Here is a 21,323-nt window from a genome sequence, read left to right as displayed (position 1 = left end):
TATGACATTAAAATCGTTAAATTTCACCCTGCTTGTGGTGAATGTTGATAGTGAAGAGCTTTCTATATTAGCAGAAGAGCTTAATAAAAAACGTATGATGGCCCCTGATTTTTTCAGCAATGCTCCCGTTGTCGTCAATATTGAAAGTGAAACGCTGAATTTAGATTTTACCCAGTTAAAGAATGTCGTGAGTGAACAGGGATTTTTATTAGTGGGCATTTCTGGAGAGTTATCAGAGCCTCAGAAAGAGCTTATCAATACGCAGAATATTGCTGTTTTACGCAGCTCAAGGCGTCATGCTGCCAAAGCTGCAGTTAAAACTGAACAAGAACAACAACAAGTGCCGGCAGCTGAAGCCGAGCCGCCTGTATTAAGCAGTTATATAAAGACTAAAATTCATACTGGGCGAGTTCGTTCCGGTCAGCAGATTTATGCTAAAGAGTGTGATCTGGTTATTAACGGCGATGTTGGTGCCGGGGCTGAGGTGATTGCTGACGGCAATATTCATATTTACGGCGCATTACGCGGTAAAGCATTAGCCGGTGCTATGGGCGATCAGAGCGCTTCAATTTTCTGCCAGGCACTCAGCCCTGAACTGGTTTCCATCGCCGGAGTTTATAAACTGAGTGATGATTTAGCGCATGAGTTTGCCGGTAAAAGCAGCATCGTTTCATTACAAGATGAACAGATCGTATTAACAAATTTAAGTCAGATTAATTAGCTAAGGAATAATAATGGCAAAAGTTATTGTCGTGACATCAGGTAAAGGTGGTGTCGGTAAAACAACAAGCAGTGCGGCAATCGGTACCGGTCTTGCAATGTCTGGTGCGAAAACCGTAATTATTGATTTTGATATCGGTTTACGTAATTTAGATTTGATCATGGGCTGTGAACGCCGTGTTGTGTACGATTTGATTAATGTGATTAACGGTGAAGCAAATTTGCAGCAGGCATTAGTTAAAGATAAACGCAGCAGTGATCTTTACATTATGCCGGCATCGCAAACCAGGAATAAAGACGCGTTAACCAAAGAAGGTGTGGAAAAAGTCATTCATGATTTAAAAGCCGACGGTTTTGAATATATCATTTGTGATTCACCGGCCGGCATCGAACAAGGTGCGATGATGGCCTTGTACTTTGCAGATGAAGCGGTGGTAACCACTAACCCTGAAGTCTCTTCAGTGCGTGATTCAGATCGTATTACCGGTATGCTTTCAAGTAAGTCATATCGATCTGAACAGCAGCTGACCCCGGTTAAAGTGCATCTGTTAATTACCCGTTACTGCCCGGAGCGTGTTGAAAAAGAAGAGATGTTAAGTATTGATGATATCGACGATCTGTTAGGTATCGATCTGTTAGGTGTGATTCCAGAATCACAGGATGTATTAAATGCATCGAATTTAGGCGAACCTATCATTTTGAATCAGGAATGTGATGCAGGTAAAGCATACCAGGATGCGGTGGATCGTTTAATGGGTATAGAGCGGGATCTTCGTTTTGTAACCTATGAAAAGAAAAGTTTTTTAAGCCGCATATTTGGAGGTTAAAATGGGATTATTACAATATTTCAGACAGGAAAAGCCTAAAAAAGGCAGCGCCAAACTTGCTAAAGACCGTTTACAGATTATTGTTGCACATGAGCATTCATCAGCGGCCAGACCTGCATATTTACCAGAAATGCAGAAAGAGATTGTTGCTGTAATTCGTAAATATATGGAGATTTCAAGCAATGACGTAAAATGTGAGTTTACCGATAAAGCAGATGATGATATCTCTGTACTGGAAGTAAATGTTGCATTACCGAAGCAGCACACACCTTTTTAGATAGAATATGCTGTGATAAAAGATAAAGATGCGGCTGAGCCGCCGCATCTTTTAATTTCCTGCCTGACTTTTATTCTGCCTTATTCGGCTCTGTGTTTATTAAACTCACGCTGTTGATGATAACCATACGAAGCGGCCTGTCTGCAATACCTGTATCAACGACTGCAATTTTATCTACAACATCCATGCCTAAGCTTACTTTGCCAAATACGGCATAACCATACTTGCCGCCGTTGGCATCTAAAAAGCCGTTATCTTTATGGTTAATAAAGAACTGGCGCGTTGCTGAATGCGGCTCTTCGGTTCTTGCCATTGCAATCGTGCCGCGTTTATTACTTAAACCGTTTAAGGATTCGTTTTTAATCGGTGCTGAAGACGGCGCTCTTTGTCCCGACTCTTTAAAACCACCACCCTGGATCATAAAATCATTAATGACCCGATGAAAAGTGGTTTTTTTAAAACCGTCACTTTCAACATAAGCTAAAAAGTTCGCAACCGTTTCTGGTGACTGTTCCGGGAAGAGTTCAATAATTATTTTGCCTGCTGAAGTATCCATTTCAACGACGGGATTATCTGCGCTGAATACCGAGCTGCTGATTAAAAGTAAAAATACAGATAGAAAATGTTTCATTATTTAATTCCTTGACTGGCTATATATGGAAATAGTTATTTCCGTACTTGTCTTAAGTTATACCAATTCCATTAATTAGGTGTTCTATTTAGGCGTAGGAAAAATGGATGAAAGCAAGGCGTTGATTGCAGTAACTAGTTATTCTAATTACAAAATCAAGAACGAAGCTAGCGTCCATTTTAACAAGCATCAATGAATAGAAAATTAGTGGGTTTGGTATTATTTTAAAGTTGCAGAAGTTTACTCTTAAGCTCAGGATCCTGAACTATTTCATTCAAAAGTTGTGATAACTGAGTATTTAATTTTTCACTTAATTCATCTATGTCAGCTTGAAACGGCGCCTGTGCAGAATATTTCGCCTTAAATGTTTTGCTGAATGTTTTAGTTTCGGAGTTTAGCTGTACTTTTATAACGATATTCGAATCTATTTCATGACTAAGAGTTGACTGCTTTACCTGTGACAGCAGTTTAATAACCTGAATATCTATCTGATACGGACTGGATGACACTAGAGTCATGCCCTGTTTCAGCCATTGTCTGCGTAGAGCCTGTTCAATAATTTGTTTACTGCCTGCCGATTCATTAATAAGAACTGCCGCATCATCTCCTGTGCTTATTTCAATTAAATAATGCGCAATACGGCGATCCTGACTGCTTACAGACCAGTTTATACTGCTCTCAAGGCTTTTATTATTATCAATGCTGGATAATTGAGGCTGCAGCTGCGTGCTTGTGGGAGTGCCGCTGCAGGAGAACAATAAAGCACTGCTTAGTATAAGTGTCAGCAGGCGGACAGGTTTGAGCCGTGGGTTAAGCATAATAGTAATTCCTATAACAGATTGAGGGATAAAGATCATATCAAATCGGTTTGATTTGTCTGTTTTTTTTACTGCATAAAAAGCAGGCTTTTTGAGCTGCTGTTATGTTATTTGTTAAATAAGTGCTCCTTTAAGGTTAATCTTGTTGTGCTTTTGATTCTTTTTTACAGCCTGACAGGCGTTGTTATTATTTATGAGTATTTTGTGTTTTTGTATAAAATATGACCAGCTTACAATATTCAAGCTTTAAAGAAGATCCTGACGAAAAGTACATTGTCGGACTGCAGCACTGATGGTTTCTGGCTTTACCCGGGTTATCCACTTTTTCTGTGGATAACTCTGTGGGAGTTTTTCGTAAAAGTGCCTGAAGCCCCCGTTATCACTTGCTTTGCTTTACCTTGCACTAAAAACAAACAAAATAAAACTGCTTTTAAATACAATGAGTTAGCAATGTCAATAGAGTGTAAATAGTTTTTGTTTGATGTTTTTTCTGCACTATTTGTTTGTTTGAAAGTCAATAATTTTCTGTGAATTATTTTTAAATTAAATTGAAAAAAATAATTGACAATTAGTTAAATAGCGGAGTTTTTATTGTTCGTTTTATAAACCTAAGCTAAAGGTTATTTATCATTATTGCATATAAAAAATGTGAATATGCCTTGAGTCGAGGGTAAAGATCTTAAATTTAAAACTGCATATAGAGGCTGATTATTTACATATAATAAGTAAAAAAGAGACTTTCCAATATAAATTGCAGCTAATGGGTGTTTTTTAGGTGTTTTCTTCTGCGCAGCTGCTTGAAGCGCTGTTAATTACCGTTGTACACCTTGTTATGCGCACAGTTATCTGTACTTGTGATATGTTAAACTGTCAGTTCTATCCTCAGTTATTGAGGATGCATATTCAATTGCTCAGAAGGATAGATATGCCGTGTTCTAAACTTGAGGTTATTATGGAAAAACAGTTTCAGTTATCATCGTCGTTTTCACCCGCAGGTGATCAGCCTCAGGCTATCGAGCAGTTAGTGGAAGGTATTGAGTCGGGCCTGGCTTTTCAAACCCTGCTCGGGGTAACCGGATCGGGTAAAACATTTACTTTAGCTAATACCATTGCACAGCTCAACCGTCCGACATTAATCCTTGCTCCTAATAAAACCTTAGCCGCGCAGCTGTATGGTGAGATGAAAGAGTTTTTTCCGGATAATGCGGTTGAGTATTTTGTTTCATATTATGATTATTACCAGCCTGAAGCTTATGTACCAAGCTCAGATTCTTTTATTGAGAAAGATGCCGCTGTTAATGCTCATATCGAGCAGATGCGTCTGTCGGCAACTAAAGCGCTGTTAGAGCGCAAAGATGTGGTGCTGGTGGCGTCTGTTTCTGCTATCTATGGTTTAGGCGATCCTAGTGCTTATTTAGAGATGATGCTTCATCTGAGTGTCGGGGAGATCATTTCCAGCCGCGAAATCCTGCAGCGTTTAGTTGATTTACAATATAACCGTAATGAAACTGAGTTAAGCCGTGGTACCTTCCGGGTGCGCGGAGAAGTGATTGACATTTTTCCTGCTGATTCAGAAAAGGAAGCTTTTCGTATTGAGCTGTTTGATGATGAAGTTGAAAACATCAGTGTCTTTGACCCGCTGACTGGTCAGCAGTTAGATAAGCTTGCGCGTGTTACTATCTACCCTAAAACTCATTACGTTACACCTCGAGAGCAGATTCTGAAAGCAGTTGACGCTATAAAAGAGGAGTTAAATGAACGGAAAAAAGAATTTTTAGAGCAGAATAAATTAGTTGAAGAACAGCGTATTTCACAACGCACTCTGTATGATATTGAGATGATGAATGAGCTGGGGTACTGCTCGGGTATTGAAAATTACTCTCGCTATTTGTCCGGAAGAGGTCATGGTGATGCGCCGCCGACGCTGTTTGATTATCTGCCTAAAGACGGCTTATTAATTATCGATGAAAGTCATGTGACAGTGCCGCAGATTGGTGCTATGTATAAAGGAGACCGCTCGCGTAAGGAAAACCTGGTTAATTACGGCTTTCGTTTACCTTCTGCCTTAGATAACCGGCCGCTTAAATTTGCAGAGTTTGAAGCCCTCGCCCCGCAGACTATTTATGTTTCAGCCACACCCAGTGAGTATGAGGTAGATAAATCTCAGGGAGATATCGTTCGCCAGGTTATTCGTCCGACCGGTCTGCTGGATCCGGAAATTGAAGTACGTCCGGTTAATACCCAGGTTGATGATCTGCTTTCTGAGATTAATCTGCGTATTCCCCTTAAAGAGCGGGTTCTGGTAACGACGTTGACTAAACGTATGGCAGAGGATCTTACTGAATATCTGCATGAACACGGTATAAAGGTGCGTTATCTGCATTCAGATGTTGATACGGTTGAACGGGTGGAGATTATTCGTGACCTGCGCCTGGGCATTTTTGACGTACTAATAGGCATTAACCTGCTGCGCGAAGGACTGGATATTCCCGAGGTGTCGTTAGTGGCAGTATTAGACGCAGATAAAGAGGGTTTTTTACGCTCAGAACGCTCGCTGATTCAGACCATGGGCCGGGCCGCGCGTAATTTAAAAGGTAAAGCGATTCTCTATGCCGACCGTATTACCGGATCTATGCACAAAGCTATAAAAGTAACAGAAGACAGACGGGCGCTGCAGGATGAGTTTAACCGGGACAACGGTATTATTCCGCAGGGATTAACAAAACAAGTCAATGATGTAATGCAGCTCGGACAGCGTAACCTTAAAAAAGCTAAAACTAAGCAGGATAAAGTTGCGGAATCTAGAGCTGATTATCATATAAGCAGCGAGCAGGATGTGCTTAAACAGATAGCTGAAAAAGAAAAACAGATGTTTGCTTATGCTAAAGATTTAGAGTTTGAGAAAGCGGCTCAAATAAGGGACGAAGTAGCAAAGCTGCATGAACTGCTGGTGACTATGGGGTAGAAGCTGTCTGTGCGTTTTTATAACCGGCTTATCTCTCTGATTCATATACAGCAAAGAGTAAAGCCGATTATCTCGGAATCAGCAGTTTAACCGCCGATCAGGACGGTCGGCATGCCGAGTACAATTGTGCCGCCATGAGCGGTAGTATCTCCCATTCTGGCAGCCGGCTTGCTGTTGATTAATACGGTTGCGCTGCCTTTTATCACGGAATCCGGCGGCCCGACACAGACACACATTTGACCTAAAGTGGCGGCCGGCATATTACCTATCAGTACCGTTGACGGTAACGGCAGTAACGGCCCGCCGACATGCGGAATAGGGACAACAGCAGGGGTCTGCATGGGACATACGTGCATATCGGTTGCTCTGGCTGCTGGCAGCATGGTTATTCTCCTGTCTGGCCGTTTCCGCCACTGGCGATATTCAAGCCTATTTTTAAGTAGTTTTCATAACGTGCTTGTGCGTCCTGTCCGTCAGGCATTACCGCTGATAAATTAACTGCGCCGGCAACGGCATGAGAATATAAATATTCCGGCGGGGGAATAACCGGCTCTCCAGCCGCTATCATGCTGCCGCCGCTCCAGAATGCTGCCTGCGCGGTCCAGCCGGCGCCAGACTGTAATTCAGCTTTAGCCGCCATCTGCTCCGCAAGGCGTCGTGATGTTTCATCGGGAGCGTGGACCCATGCTTTAGCCGCTCGAACTGCATTGGCTTCATTTTCATTCCAGTCTGTCCTGCTGGCAGCACAGCAGCATGCCCACCAGACCGCTTCTCGAACCGGCAGTGCGTGCGCAATAAATATCACAACATCACTGAACAGCTGCTGCTCGACAGCGCTGTCAATTAAAGATGCCGGATCACTGTGCTGCTGAGCCAGTTCGATAAATTCATCGCCTGCTTCATAAAGACTGAGAATATCAGCCGCGCTGTGGTGGGGGATTTTTAAATAACTCATCAGTTTACCTTCGCGATTGCGCCTTGAATTTGTACCATAGCACCGGCTTTTACCTGTGTCATAGCACTCCCGTTTACTTCGACTATTGCACCTTTAACACTGGCTTTGGCCTGACTGGTTATATCAACCATAGCCGCTTTTATTTCCGCTTTTGCCTGTCCAGCGACAGAAATCTGCGCACCGGAAATTTTTATACCGCTTGGACTCAGTTCAATAGATGAACTGCCGACGGATAGTTTAATGCTGGTTTTTCCAGAGAGTTCGATACTTTGTCCGTCGATTTCTACGCTTGAGCCGGCACTTAACTGTGCGCCTTTAGAAGCACTGCAGCTGATCCCGGCATCTGACTTTAAGGACAGATCTTTTTTGGCGCTGGCATTGAGTGCATCTTCACTGCTCAGGCTCATTGCTTCTTTGCTTTTCCAGTCTAGGGTTTTTTCAATATCAAAATCAGCCAGCCCTTTGATGGTCTGTTTCAGATCATTTTTGACATTAACCGTCATATCCTTTTCTGCCTGCAGAAACAGCTCTTCTTTATCTTTTTTATCTTCAAAGCGCAGTTCGTTAGCGGTATCACTATTACCGCTGGGAGTGCTGCGTGTTTTTATGCCGCTTTGTGTGGCGCTGCTGTAGGGCTGCTTATTTTTTTCATTATAAATGGATCCGGAAACAACCGGGCGGTCGGGATCCCCGTCAATAAAGCTGATCAGTACTTCATCCCCAATACGCGGAATAAACTGCATGCCGAATCCATTACCTGCCGTCGACTGTGCTACCGGGATCCAGCAGGAGCTGTTTTCATCTTTCTTACCGTCCTTATCCCAGTGAAAATGTACTTTTATACGTCCGGATTTATCTTGATTGACCTCTTCCCCGCTCGGACCTGTGACTTCTGCGCTTTGAATATTCGTTATGCAGGGTTTATTGATAAAAGGCGGACGCCATGGTGTGCCTGCAGGTATGCATTGGAAGCTGTTTGTATATTCAATATTAGTGCCCGTTTCATTACCGTTAAAATAATGCTCTGCCCGGGTGATCAGATATTCCTGGTTATATTCGGACTGCGTATGCTCGCTTAAAGTAAAGCATAAACCAGCGCCTAATGATGGAACCGAAGAGCGGGCGTTAATGATTATTCTGCCGCAGTCCCGGCTTTCCATCTGCCGTTTTCCGGCATCACGAATGGTGCTTTTATCACTGTTACCCTGCCCGAAAAAGTATTCACTTAAGGCACTGTTTTTTACTGAGGATGTGGTGTTTCTTTCGCCGCTGTTTAAGCATTCGGCTAACTCTTCACTGTGATCGGCTAACAGTAATTTACTGACACCTAACTGTTCCCGATAGTTCCAGTGAGTGATTGAAAAAGTTTTTGCTTTAGCTTCAACGATAAAAGGGACCTTATCATCGTTCGCTTTGGCAAAATCCTGGTTGCTGTCAGCAATGGTAACGACGGGCTGGCTTCCTTGATGGTTACAGTGATAATGCCAGCCTTCAGAGGCTAATAGGCGTTTAATGAAATTCAAGTCGCTTTCATTAAACTGAATACAGCAGCTGCGTTTTATTCCGGCACTCCGGGGGGATACTTTGAAATAATTTTTAAGACCGGAATCGGATAGAACCTTTTCTATGATCTGTTTGCTGGTCATGTCCTGAAAGGTGCGGCTGGTGGTGCGGTAGGCAAAAATAGAAAGCGGGTCGACCGCTTCAACCCGGTACATATAAAGCTGCTTGGACATATTAAATTCAATGTTTTCCAGCGACGAGATTAAAGCTAAAAAACTGCGCGCTTTATTTCTCTCTTCTTCGATACCGGGGGAATACTGGATATCAAGTACTTTGCCCAGCACTTTCTCGGATATTTTTTCTTTACAGAAAAAAACGGCGCTAAAATCAGATCTGCCTGAAACTTGTTCCTTTACCGTTAACTGCGTAACTATGTACGGGCCTTTGCCATCCAGTTTTGCCTGAACAGGGCGGTTTTTTTCATTGTAACTGGTCACTGACATATTCAATTCTCTTATTGTTATAGTGCATATCCCGGCAGTTCGTCTAAAGCAGAATCCATATTGAGGGACAGGCTTATTATTTAACTATTAATATCAAGCAAATCTAGCTTACCTTTGTTTTGTGCCTGCTGCTGGAATTAAATGTTATCACAGAACATATTCCGGCAATTTATTATTCATTGTTTAAGGGTAAAGCCTATTTTTTATGATTACATTTGTTAATGTTGATCTGTTCTCTGCAATTAAGTAATTATTGTCAGTTAGGCTGCTTTGATTTTAAATTTATCCTGACGAACGTGACAGTGGATATCTGTTGATATTAAGCCACTTTCTTACAATATGAGCTTTTGATCAAAAATCAAAAAGAAATATAGGGTTCTGGAGACATGAGTTTACGCAGTGTGATCCAGGATGTTTATTTTAAAAATAATCAGTGAATAATTAAAATCGTAATTAGCAGAACACTTTCAGTGTCCTAATATCAGTGCCTTGTAAGAAGATTAATGCGCTGAGCTATGGTAGATTGCGTATGGATTACGTATAATGAAAAATTGGGTTTTCAGACTGCCGTATTATCAAACAAGCCGCTGTGTATGTTAGTGTGCTGTGAGCCCAAGTTTACCAGCTGCAGGTATGGAAATTTGCTTTTCTTTTATCGTTTGCCCGGTCTAATTGAAATTCCTACTGACGGCAGTAATTTACCGGTGTGCTTCTGCCCCTGTAATCTGAGTGTTTTTATGATGAAAAAATGCTTGTTTAGTTCGTTAGTTAACTGTTAGTGTTTGTTATATATATATTTTGAGGTGACAAAATAAGGCGGGTTAGACTGGCAGTGTAGATATAATAAACATTGTCTTTTTAAATATTCGATTTACAGCTTTCACTTTTTACATAACAACTTTTAATCAAATAAAGTAATGGATACGATGATACTTACTGAAAGTCAGCGCCAGACTCTGTTATCGCCTTTGGCAGAAAATAATTTCTGCGGTGTGTATTTAAAATCTGATCGGCAGTCCTTCCGGCCGCTTCGTAATGAATTTAATTTAGCGCAGACGTCGCTGCGAAAGCTTAATCAGAATCCTGAGGCTGATGAGCTGGATGCGCTGCTGGAAGATAATAAAAATAACTGGAATCAGTTATCAGGAAGCTTAGCGGATGTATTTGCTGATTCATCTCGAGATATTGAACTAGCCGGCTGGATGACGGCTGCTCAGGTGGTTATTGATCCCAGCCTAAGCGGTGCGCTGCAGACTAGTTTATGGCTTGAGGAGCTGGTCAGTTCTCATTGGGATTCGCTGCAGCCGATATTACCGGATAATAAAATAAAATCCACAGATGAAAGCGCAATACAAGCTGAGATCAATAGTTTTAAAGTGAAAGCCTTTGTACAGCTGCTGGGTGAAAGTGAAGACAGCGGATTATTATACTCTCCGCTGCTGATGACTCCTTTAATTGCTGATTTGGACTTTTCCCGCTATCAAAGTGAGGAGCATAAAGGCAATCTGGCTGAAATCCGCAGCCGTTATCGTGCAGCTGCACTTGCAGACCGCGCCCCGGTTGTGGAATTAATTGAAAATCTTGAGAAATTTAAAAACAGTATTGCAGCGATAGAAAAGCAGGTTAAGGCTGTTTGTCAGCAGTATTTACTTTCACCGCCCGGGTTTCAATTTGTAATCAGCATTATTGATAAGATGCTGCGGGCCGTTGAATTTATATCGGGATTAAAACCGACATCGTCAGCTCCGGCCGTAACGGCACCTGTACAGGATGTGCCGGACAGCGCTGAGAATGTAGAAAATAGTGCTGAAAATATTTGTAATGTGGAGAATGCAGCGATGGAAAACCCTCAATCGGCTCCTGCGCCCGTCTCGTTTACTTCACTGGCCAAACAGCAGGAGTTTAATCGAGATCAGGCATTTCAGCAGCTTCGTGAAATTGCTGATTATTTCAGACAGACGGAACCGCATAGTCCGGTGGCCTATCTGTTAGACAAGTCAATCCGCTGGGGGTATATGCCGCTGCCGGAATTAATGACAGAGCTGCTTTCAAATCAACAAGATACTATAGATCGCGTGTTTAATTTAACGGGATTAGATGAACAAGGACAAACTGCGCTGCCTAATGATAATAACAGCACAGGCGCAGCGCGAGTTCTACCTGCACAGCAGCGTCAGCTGCCGGCAGATAACAAACCTGTTTTTGCTGTTCCTGAAACAGAAAAAACGGATAACCAGGCTCCACCAGACACACAGCAGAAATCAAGCAGTGAATCACTGTGGTAGTTGCAGCTGTGATTAATTAAATATAATAAAGAGGAAAGTTATTATGGCGAGTATTTACATGCGGATCGAAGGCGTTAAAGTTACCGGTGGTGCAACAGTTGAAGGTCTACCAGGCGACGGCTGGTTTGCACTAAGTTCATACAGCTGGGGCGCAGTGCGTTCAGTTGCGATGGATATTGGTAATGGTACAAATGCCGATTCGGGCATGGTGGCTATGAGTGAAGTTAATATCACTAAAGAAACAGACGGAGCATCGGAAGATCTGCTGTCTTTCCTGTTTAGTCCAGGTCTTGAAGGTAAAAATGTAGAAATCGTTTTCACTAAACCTTCTCGCGACGGTTCAGGCAGCGATATTTACTTTCAAGTGAAGTTAGAAAAAGCGCGTGTAGTTTCTTACAACGTTAGCGGTTCTGACGGTTCTCAGCCTTTTGAAAGCATTTCAATGTCTTACATCCAGTTAGATCAGCTGCACTGGCATGAAGACGACGGCGGTAAAATGGAAAAAGGCGGTCTTGTTTCTTATAACGTACCGCAAGGTAAGATGCTGTCAGGTGCTAAATAACCTGCGGCCTGCGCCGCTGCTAAAGCGGCGCATAACAACAGTTTTGTCAGGTTCTAATTATAGCTCAATAAAGGTAGGGAAGTATGGCTGTCAACTCACAACACAAACGTGTTAGCAAAAACCGCGTTAGTATAACGTATGACGTAGAAACAAATGGTGCAACAGAAACCAAAGAACTGCCTTTTGTCGTAGGCGTAATTGGTGATTTTTCTGGTCACAAACCAGAAAGTGAAAAAGTGGATCTGGAAGAGCGTGAATTTACCGGGGTCGACAAAGATAATTTTGATTCAGTAATGGGGCAGATTAACCCGAGCTTATCTTATAAAGTTGATAATAAATTAGCGGATGATAACAGCCAGTTTGAAGTGAATCTTAATTTCAAATCAATGAAAGATTTTCAGCCGGAAAATCTTGTTGAGAATATCGAGCCTTTAAAACAGCTGGTTGAAACACGTAACCAGTTAAAAGTGTTACTAAGCAAAGCGGATCGTTCTCGCGATCTGGAAAAACTGCTTAAAGAATTACTGCAGAGTGCGGATGCTATTCAGCATCTTGCCGGTGAACTAGGTGTGCAGAAAGGGGAGGCTGAATAATGTCTACTGAACAACAAAAAACGGCTCAGCAGGCAGAAGCTGCTGAAGGTGAAGTAAGTTTTCTTGAGCGTGCGATTACTGCCACCACTCAGACTCCTGTTGATACAACAAAAGAATTATTATCCTCTCTGACTTCACAGGCGCTTGACGGTACTGTGACCTGGGATAAAAATTTAACGCTGACTATTGAAAAAGCAATTGCGGCGCTGGATGTAAAAATTTCTTCACAGCTGTCTGCAACAATGAAGAATCCAGACTTTCAGAAGCTGGAAGGTACCTGGTTAGGTCTGCAGAAACTGGTAAAAAACAGTGAACTGGGTGCAGATCTGAAGATAAAACTAGCCGATTACACTAAAGATGAGCTGCTTGAGCAGTTTGAAGATGCGCCTGCTATTGACCGCAGCCGTTTCTTTAATATGATTTACCAGCAGGAATTTGGTACAGCAGGCGGTCAGCCTTACGGTGCGCTGCTGGGTGATTATGAATTCGGTTATGGTGATGAAGATGTTGCACTGCTTCGTTACATGGGAGAAGTCGCGGCCGCTTCGCACTCTCCGTTTATTGCGGCTGCAAGTGCGAGCATGTTTGACTTTAACTCTTTTGAGACTTTTTATGAGGGTAAACCTGTTGCGGCCGGTTTTGACTCTCCTGCCTACGCGAGCTGGAATGCATTTCGTGCCAGTGACGACTCCCGTTATGTGGCGTTAACTATGCCTAAAACGATTGCTCGTCTGCCATACGGTAAAGGTACAGTGCCTGTACGTTCTTTTGATTTTGAAGAGCTGGGCTTGGACGCTAACGGTAAAGCGGCTCCTGAATCACAAGATGATTTTGTATGGAGCAATGCTGCTTATGAATTCGGTTTATTATTAACCCAGGCTTATACTAAGTACGGCTGGTGTACTGCTATTCGTGGTGCAGATAACGGCGGTAAAGTTGAAAATCTTGCTAACTTTACCTATGACTCTCCAGGCGGCGATCTGCTGCAGCAGTGTCCAACCGAAGTTAACTTGACCGATGAACGGGAAAAAGAACTGAGTGATCTTGGTTTCCTTCCTCTGGTTCATTACAAAAACAGCAACTATGCGGTATTTATGGGCGCACAGACGACTCATAAACCAAAAACTTATACAGATCCTGATGCGACTTCAAATGCTGCTATCTCTGCGCGCCTGCCGTACACTATGGCCAGCAGCCGTATCGCACAGTATTTGAAAGTGATGGGACGTGATCGTGTCGGCTCTAATATTGATGCAGGCAATATTGAGAAAGAACTGACAGACTGGGTTCAGCAGTATGTTAACCCGAATGCTATCGGCAATGAAGCAAAAGCACAGTATCCGCTTGTTGAAGCACGTGTGAGTGTTGTTGAGCAGGCCGGCCGTCCAGGCAGCTACTCTGCAGTTGCACATCTTCGTCCGTGGCTGCAGATGGAAGAATTAACGACCTCATTACGCATGGTCGCTAATATTCCAAGCTGATTTTAATCTCGGGAGCTTCGGCTCCCGAGTGGAGTAACTATGGCAGTAAAGAGTCCAACATCATTCGCCAATGTCTTAATTGATTCAGGGCAGTGGCGAATGCTGTTAGAGCACGCGCAGGAGCAGGATTCATCTCGTTTCAAAGTACAGCTGTGCCGTATTATTACGCAGCTGGATCAGCTGATGAGTGAGCAGCTGTCTGCTGTTATTGAAGCCCCTCAGTTTAAGAAACTCGAAGCCAGCTGGTCAGGAGTGCACAGTTTAGTGCAGCTGCCGGTTTCTAACCGGCGAATTAAAGTTAAGCTGCTTGATTTCAGCTGGAAGATGCTGTCAACGGATCTTAACCAGTCATTTGCAGTCAACCGCAGTGCATTATTTAAAAAAACCTATGCGAATGAATTAGATACTGCTGGCGGTCAGCCTTTCGGACTGCTGGTTGCGGATCATCATATTCAGTCCGATTTAGATGCGGATGCTGATTTTGATGATCTGTATACACTGCAGCTGCTGGCTGAATTAGGTGAGCGTTCATTATGCCCTGTAGTGCTTGGTGTTGCGAATGACTTTTTTGGTGATGATCCGGCCAGGCTGATGCATGACCATAGCCGTATCAAACGAATTTTAAACAGTTTGGATCTGCAGAGCTGGCAGCTGCTGCGCAGCCGCAGTGCCAGCCGTTTTTTACATCTGGTATTACCTGAGTACCGTATTCGAGAGCCGCGTCAGAATTATTCTGCCGGTTTCGTTTTTAATGAGAAAAACAGTAACCACAGCGTATTGTGGGGTAACTCGGCTTACCTGCTGGCTGCCAACGTGATCCGCGAGTTTGACCGTATCAGCTGGTTTGGTTTCCTAAGAGCGCATGATACAAGCGGCTCTTACGGCGCGCTGATTGATGTCAAAGACAGTATCTGTTCACCGCTGCGCGCGCGTATTGATATTTTTTGTGAAAGTGACGGCTTCTGGGCGGATCAGGGGTTTGTGCCCGTATCGAGTATTTATTTAAGCGGTCAGCTTGGTTTATTCAGCAATCAGTCGGTGTGGAAACCTGCTGATGAAACGGCTAAAACCAGCGCTATGCTGCAGACCAATTTAATGGCCTGCCGTTTTGGACACTATATTAAAGCGCAGATGCGCGACCGGGTGGGCAGCTTTGACAGTGCCGCCAGCTGTCAGCGGGATCTGGATAAATGGCTGCAGAATTATATCAGTAACGTTGATTATGGTGATGAAACCATTATGGCGCGTTATCCCCTTAAACATGCGGAAGTGACTTTTATTGAAGATCATAATGATGCAACTCGTTATCACTGCCGTATCAAACTGCAGCCGCAGTATCAGTATGAGATGCTAGATACGCATATCACTCTGAGCAGCGATGTTTCTGCAAGTGAACTGGGAGAAGCATAATGAGTCTGCTGGCTAAACTTAAAGAGCAGTGGAACGGTGATATCGACAGTGTTCGTGATGCGATAATCGAAAACCTTTCAGCTCTGTTGTCGGCCCGGGCTCCGGTCTGGCAGGGCATGCAGATAAGTCCGCTGGCAGAAAATTCTATCACTGCATTCGGTATGGCGAATCAGCAGTTAAGTCAGGGGAAAAGCAGCGCTGACCGGATCCTGCATGAAGTAAAAAATTTAATTATCCGCTTTGAACCGCGTTTAAAAGAGGTGCTGGTTGAGCTGGATGAAAACACGGCTGACAGCAATAAACTGAAGTTTCGCATTGAGGGTATTATCAGTAGTAAATTTGGCGAAGAGCTGGTCGTTTTTGACTCCAGCCTTGATTTTACGACCAGCAGCTTAGACGTAAGGAAAACCAATCTTGTCTGAATCATTATTAAGCTATTTTGAACAGGAGCTGGCTTTTATCCGCCAGGAAGCCGGTGATTTCTGCCGCCGTCACCCCGGCTCTGCGAAATCACTGGGTATTAGTGATGACAGTATTGATGATCCGCAGATATCACGTTTAATTGACAGTGTGGCACTGCTTAATGCCCGCCTGCAGCAGAAGCTCGACGATTCATTTCCGCAGCTGACTGACAGCTTATTGCGCCTGTTGTTTCCGCATTACCTGCGCCCGATCCCCTCATATAGTATTTTGAAAATGAACCCGTTAGAGGATGTCAGTGCCAGACACTTTATTCCTAAAGGCACGCATTTAGGCATTTCTGACAGCGAGGTTGAAGATACTGTTTTTCGTACCTGTCAGGATGTAGTTTTGTATCCGGTTAGTCTCAGTGCGGCACAGGTGGCAACGGCCCCTTTTGATGTAGATAAACCTAAAGGTGCAGAGCATGCCACTGCGCTGCTGGAGATTGAGCTGCAGACAACGGATCCGGGTATTATGTTTGCAGATCTCGACTTGTCCTCACTGGAACTGTTTATTCGTGGTGAAACGCAGTCGGTATTGAGGCTTTATGATCACCTCTTTTCCGGTATAAAACAGGTTTGTATTCAGTATGGCGAACAGCGCCTTGAACTCGGCGCTGATGCACTAAGTCCAGTTGGTTTTGGCGGTCAGGATCAGGTGCTTCCCTACAGCTCACGCAGTTTCGGCGGCTTTAAACTGCTCACTGAATTCTTTATGTTTGCAGAACGTTTTCAGTCTGTTTTGTTAGATTTTGGTCAGTCATTACGTTATGCGCAGACTAATACAATCAAGATTCATATTTTTCTTGATGAGATGGCCGTTGATTTGTCGCGCAGTCTGGGAGCCGACAATTTCCATCTTTTCTGTACGCCTATTGTTAATTTACACAGCTTAACTACTGAGCCCTTGTCGATCAATTTCGGCCAGCCTAAGTATCCGATAGTGCTTGATGCGGGCGGCCGCCAGCAGCTGCAGTTATTTGCCGTTGAGCAGGTGACCGATGTTACTGAGCAGCAGAGCCGTATTGTGCCTCCATTGTATGGTGAGAAATACCGTGGTGCGGAAATCGGACAGAGGTGGCAGCTGCTGCAGGAGTGGCAGACTGATACCTGTTTACAAAGCAGTCTGCGTGTCGCCGATCTGGATCACAGCAGTGCCGCCAGTGATGTTCGTACCTGGCTGATTTCTGCGACCTGCTCCAATGGTGCGTTAGCAAGTCAGCTGTCGGTTTCCAGCGAAGTCAGCTGTCGTGATTCTATTTCGCTGCCGGCAGATTTAAAGTTATTACGCCGTCCGAGCAGTCAGGTGAGAATTACAGCATCGGAGCAGAATGCCTGGCCGCTGCTGGCACATCTGCATTTTAATTATCATGCTTTACTCGGCTCGGATGATCCGGTATCAGCATTAAAAGCGATGCTTACTTTATACAATCATAACGACAGTGCGCAGAACAACGCTTATATAAATTCAATCCGGGGACTCGAGCAGGAACAGGTTGTAGCACCTGTGCGTATTTCAGGGAAAAGCTGTTTTGCTTATGGAACGCGTCTAAGCATAACCATTAATAGTAAAGAGTTAGGCGGCGGGGTTGAATTGTTAGGGCGTCTGCTGGATCGTTTTTTTGCTTATTTTGCCGGCTTTAACAGTTTTACTCAGGTGGTGATTTTGACTGCCGGTACTGAAGGCGAATATAAAGTCTTTCCAAGGAGGTCCGGGTGCCGAAATATGCTCTAAATCAGCTTGTTAACGACCCGGGGGCATTTGAACTGCATTGCGCTATGCAGCTTGTTAAGCATGATGCGGCCAGTCTCGGGCAAAGGCCTGAAGTGTCATTTTCAGCAAATTTACTGCCCGCTTATCAGCAGGCCGATATTACCGAAGTACAGCACCCGAGCGCTGCTAAATGGAAGTTTACCTGTGATATGCCGGCTTTATCCGGCAGTCAGGGAGTGATGCCCCGTTATAATTACAGCGAATCATTGAAAGAACTTTTTGAACAGGGTAATTATGCACTGGTTGATTTCTTCAATGGTTTTAACAGCCGCTATTACCGGCTGCACTGTCAAAGTGAATTAAAAAATAATTTATCTGCGCAGGCGGAAGAAGAGCATTTCAGCTGGAAGTCTCACGATCAGTCATTAACGACTATGTTAGCTAATTTATACGGCGGTCTGGGTAATAACCACAGCCTGCCTGCTGCGCATCTGATTCAGTATTCCGGACTGCTGGGGTTAAAACTTTCCTGCCCGCATGCACTGCAGGAGCTGCTGGCGGATTATTTTGAATATGACTTTGAAGTACAGTACGGCGATGTTGATTATCTGCCTCTGCTGCCCTGCAGCCTCACTAAACTGGGCAAAAACGGGCAGAATAATCAGCTGGGATTCGGTGCTTTAGTTGGAAAAAGTGCAGTAACTGCTTTTCAGCGTCTGGATGTACTGGTCAAACCGAACAATTACCGGCAGTTTAATCAAATTAGAAATGATAAGCAGCTGTTCAATGCGCTTGATTCGTTAATCCGCCATTACATCGGTGTCGATATTAAGCTCAAACTAAAAATCAAGGTGGCTGGTAAATACCTGCCCGGATTACAACTCACCACAAACAGTAAAACCAGCATTCGTCTGGCTCAGTCTACCTGGCTTGCACCGCGGCAGATAAGCTCAGAATACGTGGTAATGCCGTTAAAAAAATAGGGAAAAAGCATGATAAACGTTGAATTACAAAGCCTGATTAAACGACTTGCATCACCATTAAAAACTGCTCTTGAGGCGGCCGCCGGTGACTGTATGGCGCGTACACATTTTACTATCGAGCAGGAACACTGGTTTAATCAGTTATTAAACGAAAGCGGCTGCGGCTGGAATGAGTTATTACAGCAGGGTAATATCGGACGAGATAAGATTGTGGATCAGTTATCCCGCCACCTAAGCGGTTTATCGCGTGGAAATGACAGTTCTCCGTCATTATCTCCGGCTCTGGTCGAACTGATTAAAGACGCCTGGCTGCTGGCATCGGTGAATCACAGTACTGCTGAAATTAACGGTTATCATATTCTGCTGGTATTAAAGCAGCGTTTAACGCAGGGCGGATATAGTGGAGACTTGATCCCCTGGTTAAATGAACTGTCCATCGAGTCGTTAAAAGCACAAGCAAACAGTCAGTCGCCGACATTAACTCAGACAGCGGCTGCTGTCAGCGGTCACAGTGCGCCGGCTGGTGATGCGGGTACTGCTGCATTAGATAAATACACCAACAATTTAACCCAGGCAGCCCGTGACGGCGAGCTTGACCCTATTTCCGGGCGTAATCCTGAAATCCGCAAATCCATTGATATTTTATGCCGCCGCCGCCAGAACAGCCCGATTTTAGTCGGTGAGCCTGGAGTAGGTAAAACTGCGATTGTAGAAGGTTTAGCGCAGCAGATTGTTGACGGCAATGTGCCGCCTTCACTAGCTAATGTTGAACTGCGCACCTTAGATCTTTCATTACTGCAGGCTGGTGCAAGTATTAAAGGCGAGTTTGAAAACCGTTTAAAAGACGTGTTAACAGAAGTGAAACAGTCCGCAGTGCCGATTATTGTGTTTATTGATGAAGCACATACATTGATTGGTGCCGGCGGGGCCGCCGGACAGAATGATGCCGCCAATATCTTAAAACCGGCATTAGCACGCGGTGAATTCCGTACCATAGCCGCTACCACATGGGCTGAATATAAACAGTATTTTGAAACAGATGCAGCGCTTACTCGACGTTTCCAGCTGGTTTCTGTCGCTGAGCCGAATGAAGAAGATGCAGTGCAGATGCTCCGCGGTGTCAGCCGCGGGCTGGAAAAGCATCACCGCGTAAAAGTGCTGGAAGAAGCGATTGAATCTGCCGTACAGCTGTCGGTACGCTTTTTACCTGAGCGTCAGTTACCCGATAAAGCGATTAGTTTATTAGATACGGCTTGTTCAAGAATCGGGTTAAGTCAAAGCGCACTGCCGCAGAAACTTGACGGTTTAGCTGAACAGATCCGTTATGCAAAAAGCGAGATAACAGCAGTTGAGCGGGAAGATGCAAGGCTGGCTAACGGCGCAGAGAAACTGGTTGTAGTGCGTCAGAAACTGCATCTTCTAGAAGGTGAGTATAAGCTTCTGGAAGAGCGCTGGGAGGCTGAAAAAACACTGGTCGCGGACATTACCGTATTACAGGATGATCTCGATGAGAAGTTCTTTGCCGGAGAGGATGTGAGCGGCTGTGATGAGCAGAAATCACTGGCTGAAAAGCTGACTCTGCTGCATGATCTGCAGGGGGAGTCTCCTTTAGTAATACCGCAGGTTGACAGGCAGACTATTGCGGAAGTTATTTCTCTGTGGACCGGAATACCAGTCGGTAATATGGTCAAGGACGAAGTTGAGCGTTTATTAACCTTAGAAGAGCTGATCGGTAAGCGGGTGATCGGGCAGGCATCCCCGATTAATGAAATATCCCAGGCGATTCGTATGTCTCGAGCCGGTTTAACGGATCCGCGCAAACCTATTGGTGTTTTTCTGATGTGCGGGCCAAGCGGGGTAGGTAAAACTGAAACTGCGCTGGCACTGACTGATCTTCTTTACGGTGGTGAGAAAAATATTACCACTATCAATATGACTGAGTTTAAGGAAGAGCATAAAATATCTATGCTGCTGGGCTCACCTGCCGGTTATGTCGGTTACGGCAAAGGCGGAGTATTAACCGAAGCGGTGCGTAAAAATCCATATTCGGTTTTATTACTTGATGAAATGGAGAAAGCTCATCCCGGTGTACATGATCTTTTCTATCAGATTTTTGATAAAGGTTCGATTTCAGACAGTGAAGGGCGGGATATTGACTTTAGAAACACTATTATTATTATGACCTCTAATGCGGCTGACAGTGCTGTTGTTGATGCCTGCAGTGAAGAGCGTCCAGCTATACCAGAGCTTACTAAAACAATTTTCCCGGCGCTGCAGCAGTATTTTAAACCAGCGTTTATCGGCCGTACCACAGTTGTGCCTTATTTCCCGCTTAATAATGAAGAGATGGCTGAAATTGCACGCTTATCTTTAACTCGAATAGAGAAACGCGTATCTAAGCATTATCAGGCTGCCTTTACCTACAGTGATGATTTAATTGAATACCTGATTCAGCAGAATCACTCTCCTGAAACCGGTGCTCGAGCGATTGAGCAGATTATTAACCGTACCTTAATGCCGAAGCTTGCGACACAGTGTATTGTCCGTTTAAGCAGCGGAGAAAAAATAGCAGCTGTGTCAATAGGATTGACAGCAGGTGAGCTTGAAATAAGCATCAATTAGTATAAAGGTTTAA

18 protein-coding genes are annotated in these 21,323 nt (G+C 44.2%); 13 read left to right on the top strand and 5 right to left on the bottom strand.

Annotated features, from left to right (window positions below):
* Position 1: 1 nt before the first annotated feature.
* Genes minC through minE form a run of 3 tightly spaced genes read left to right on the top strand, consistent with a single transcriptional unit; the run spans position 2 to position 1,824 of the window.
* A complete protein-coding gene (gene minC, locus G337_RS0100845; RefSeq protein WP_028862187.1) occupies positions 2-721 on the top strand; it encodes a septum site-determining protein MinC in 720 nt (239 codons plus the stop codon).
* A 13-nt stretch (positions 722-734) separates the two neighbouring features.
* Entirely contained in the window at positions 735-1,547 is an 813-nt protein-coding gene (gene minD / locus G337_RS0100840) for a septum site-determining protein MinD (RefSeq protein WP_028862186.1), read from the top strand.
* A gap of 1 nt (position 1,548) precedes the next feature.
* Entirely contained in the window at positions 1,549-1,824 is a 276-nt protein-coding gene (gene minE, locus G337_RS0100835; protein ID WP_028862185.1) for a cell division topological specificity factor MinE, read from the top strand.
* A 70-nt stretch (positions 1,825-1,894) separates the two neighbouring features.
* Here the strand turns inward: minE and G337_RS0100830 are convergent, their stop codons facing one another.
* Complete coding sequence (locus G337_RS0100830; RefSeq protein WP_037026792.1) at positions 1,895-2,455, bottom strand: peptidylprolyl isomerase; 561 nt, start codon at positions 2,453-2,455, stop codon at positions 1,895-1,897.
* A gap of 224 nt (positions 2,456-2,679) precedes the next feature.
* Complete coding sequence (locus G337_RS0100825) at positions 2,680-3,273, bottom strand: YajG family lipoprotein (protein ID WP_028862183.1); 594 nt, start codon at positions 3,271-3,273, stop codon at positions 2,680-2,682.
* 952 nt (positions 3,274-4,225) lie between these two features.
* Between G337_RS0100825 and uvrB the strand changes: the two genes are divergently transcribed.
* Complete coding sequence (uvrB, locus tag G337_RS0100820) at positions 4,226-6,238, top strand: excinuclease ABC subunit UvrB (protein WP_028862182.1); 2,013 nt, start codon at positions 4,226-4,228, stop codon at positions 6,236-6,238.
* Positions 6,239-6,324: 86 nt separating this feature from the next.
* On the opposite strand, the gene G337_RS0100815 is transcribed toward uvrB, so the two are convergent.
* Genes G337_RS0100815 through G337_RS0100805 form a run of 3 tightly spaced genes read right to left on the bottom strand, consistent with a single transcriptional unit; the run spans position 6,325 to position 9,199 of the window.
* Positions 6,325-6,621 carry a PAAR domain-containing protein gene (locus G337_RS0100815; protein WP_028862181.1) on the bottom strand — a complete coding sequence of 99 codons (297 nt, stop codon included), beginning with the start codon at positions 6,619-6,621 and terminating at the stop codon, positions 6,325-6,327.
* A gap of 2 nt (positions 6,622-6,623) precedes the next feature.
* Positions 6,624-7,193 (bottom strand): DUF6931 family protein, encoded by a 570-nt coding sequence (locus tag G337_RS0100810; protein ID WP_028862180.1) that lies wholly within the window; start codon positions 7,191-7,193, stop codon positions 6,624-6,626.
* Positions 7,193-9,199, bottom strand: a complete 2,007-nt coding sequence (locus G337_RS0100805; protein WP_028862179.1) for a type VI secretion system Vgr family protein — start codon at positions 9,197-9,199, stop codon at positions 7,193-7,195. Before G337_RS0100805 ends, G337_RS0100810 begins: the two co-directional genes overlap by 1 nt.
* A 926-nt stretch (positions 9,200-10,125) precedes the next feature.
* Between G337_RS0100805 and G337_RS0100800 the strand changes: the two genes are divergently transcribed.
* From G337_RS0100800 to tssH, 9 genes are all read left to right on the top strand, one after another.
* Entirely contained in the window at positions 10,126-11,484 is a 1,359-nt protein-coding gene (locus G337_RS0100800) for a type VI secretion system protein TssA (RefSeq protein WP_028862178.1), read from the top strand.
* A 43-nt stretch (positions 11,485-11,527) separates the two neighbouring features.
* The gene (locus G337_RS0100795) at positions 11,528-12,046 is read left to right on the top strand and encodes an Hcp family type VI secretion system effector (protein ID WP_028862177.1); all 519 of its coding nucleotides are present in this window, start codon (positions 11,528-11,530) and stop codon (positions 12,044-12,046) included.
* An 83-nt stretch (positions 12,047-12,129) separates the two neighbouring features.
* A complete protein-coding gene (tssB, locus tag G337_RS0100790; RefSeq protein WP_028862176.1) occupies positions 12,130-12,639 on the top strand; it encodes a type VI secretion system contractile sheath small subunit in 510 nt (169 codons plus the stop codon).
* Positions 12,639-14,120 carry a type VI secretion system contractile sheath large subunit gene (tssC, locus tag G337_RS0100785; protein ID WP_028862175.1) on the top strand — a complete coding sequence of 494 codons (1,482 nt, stop codon included), beginning with the start codon at positions 12,639-12,641 and terminating at the stop codon, positions 14,118-14,120. Before tssB ends, tssC begins: the two co-directional genes overlap by 1 nt.
* A 39-nt stretch (positions 14,121-14,159) precedes the next feature.
* The gene (locus G337_RS0100780; RefSeq protein WP_028862174.1) at positions 14,160-15,530 is read left to right on the top strand and encodes a type VI secretion system contractile sheath domain-containing protein; all 1,371 of its coding nucleotides are present in this window, start codon (positions 14,160-14,162) and stop codon (positions 15,528-15,530) included.
* Positions 15,530-15,952, top strand: a complete 423-nt coding sequence (gene tssE / locus G337_RS0100775) for a type VI secretion system baseplate subunit TssE (protein WP_028862173.1) — start codon at positions 15,530-15,532, stop codon at positions 15,950-15,952. The genes G337_RS0100780 and tssE overlap by 1 nt, the downstream gene beginning before the upstream one ends.
* On the top strand, positions 15,945-17,726 hold the full coding sequence (gene tssF, locus G337_RS0100770) for a type VI secretion system baseplate subunit TssF (protein WP_028862172.1): 1,782 nt from the start codon (positions 15,945-15,947) through the stop codon (positions 17,724-17,726). Before tssE ends, tssF begins: the two co-directional genes overlap by 8 nt.
* Positions 17,708-18,688, top strand: a complete 981-nt coding sequence (locus G337_RS0100765; RefSeq protein ID WP_028862171.1) for a type VI secretion system baseplate subunit TssG — start codon at positions 17,708-17,710, stop codon at positions 18,686-18,688. The genes tssF and G337_RS0100765 overlap by 19 nt, the downstream gene beginning before the upstream one ends.
* A 9-nt stretch (positions 18,689-18,697) precedes the next feature.
* The gene (gene tssH, locus G337_RS0100760; RefSeq protein WP_028862170.1) at positions 18,698-21,310 is read left to right on the top strand and encodes a type VI secretion system ATPase TssH; all 2,613 of its coding nucleotides are present in this window, start codon (positions 18,698-18,700) and stop codon (positions 21,308-21,310) included.
* Positions 21,311-21,323 lie beyond the last annotated feature (13 nt).

Source organism: Psychromonas aquimarina ATCC BAA-1526 (assembly GCF_000428725.1).
Taxonomy (GTDB): Bacteria; Pseudomonadota; Gammaproteobacteria; order Enterobacterales; family Psychromonadaceae; genus Psychromonas; species Psychromonas aquimarina.
Note: the sequence above shows the minus strand (reverse complement) of the source record. Positions and strands in the feature narration are given on the sequence as shown.

Coding starts and splice junctions, on each gene's coding strand:
- G337_RS0100805 (WP_028862179.1), bottom strand. CDS start 9,199: ATGTCAGTGACCAGTTACAATGAAAAAAACCGCCCTGTTCAGGCAAAA.
- tssC (WP_028862175.1), top strand. CDS start 12,639: ATGTCTACTGAACAACAAAAAACGGCTCAGCAGGCAGAAGCTGCTGAA.
- minE (WP_028862185.1), top strand. CDS start 1,549: ATGGGATTATTACAATATTTCAGACAGGAAAAGCCTAAAAAAGGCAGC.
- G337_RS0100825 (WP_028862183.1), bottom strand. CDS start 3,273: ATGCTTAACCCACGGCTCAAACCTGTCCGCCTGCTGACACTTATACTA.
- G337_RS0100810 (WP_028862180.1), bottom strand. CDS start 7,193: ATGAGTTATTTAAAAATCCCCCACCACAGCGCGGCTGATATTCTCAGT.
- G337_RS0100815 (WP_028862181.1), bottom strand. CDS start 6,621: ATGCTGCCAGCAGCCAGAGCAACCGATATGCACGTATGTCCCATGCAG.
- G337_RS0100830 (WP_037026792.1), bottom strand. CDS start 2,455: ATGAAACATTTTCTATCTGTATTTTTACTTTTAATCAGCAGCTCGGTA.
- tssE (WP_028862173.1), top strand. CDS start 15,530: ATGAGTCTGCTGGCTAAACTTAAAGAGCAGTGGAACGGTGATATCGAC.
- minC (WP_028862187.1), top strand. CDS start 2: ATGACATTAAAATCGTTAAATTTCACCCTGCTTGTGGTGAATGTTGAT.
- tssB (WP_028862176.1), top strand. CDS start 12,130: ATGGCTGTCAACTCACAACACAAACGTGTTAGCAAAAACCGCGTTAGT.
- G337_RS0100800 (WP_028862178.1), top strand. CDS start 10,126: ATGATACTTACTGAAAGTCAGCGCCAGACTCTGTTATCGCCTTTGGCA.
- G337_RS0100780 (WP_028862174.1), top strand. CDS start 14,160: ATGGCAGTAAAGAGTCCAACATCATTCGCCAATGTCTTAATTGATTCA.
- uvrB (WP_028862182.1), top strand. CDS start 4,226: ATGGAAAAACAGTTTCAGTTATCATCGTCGTTTTCACCCGCAGGTGAT.
- minD (WP_028862186.1), top strand. CDS start 735: ATGGCAAAAGTTATTGTCGTGACATCAGGTAAAGGTGGTGTCGGTAAA.
- G337_RS0100795 (WP_028862177.1), top strand. CDS start 11,528: ATGGCGAGTATTTACATGCGGATCGAAGGCGTTAAAGTTACCGGTGGT.
- tssH (WP_028862170.1), top strand. CDS start 18,698: ATGATAAACGTTGAATTACAAAGCCTGATTAAACGACTTGCATCACCA.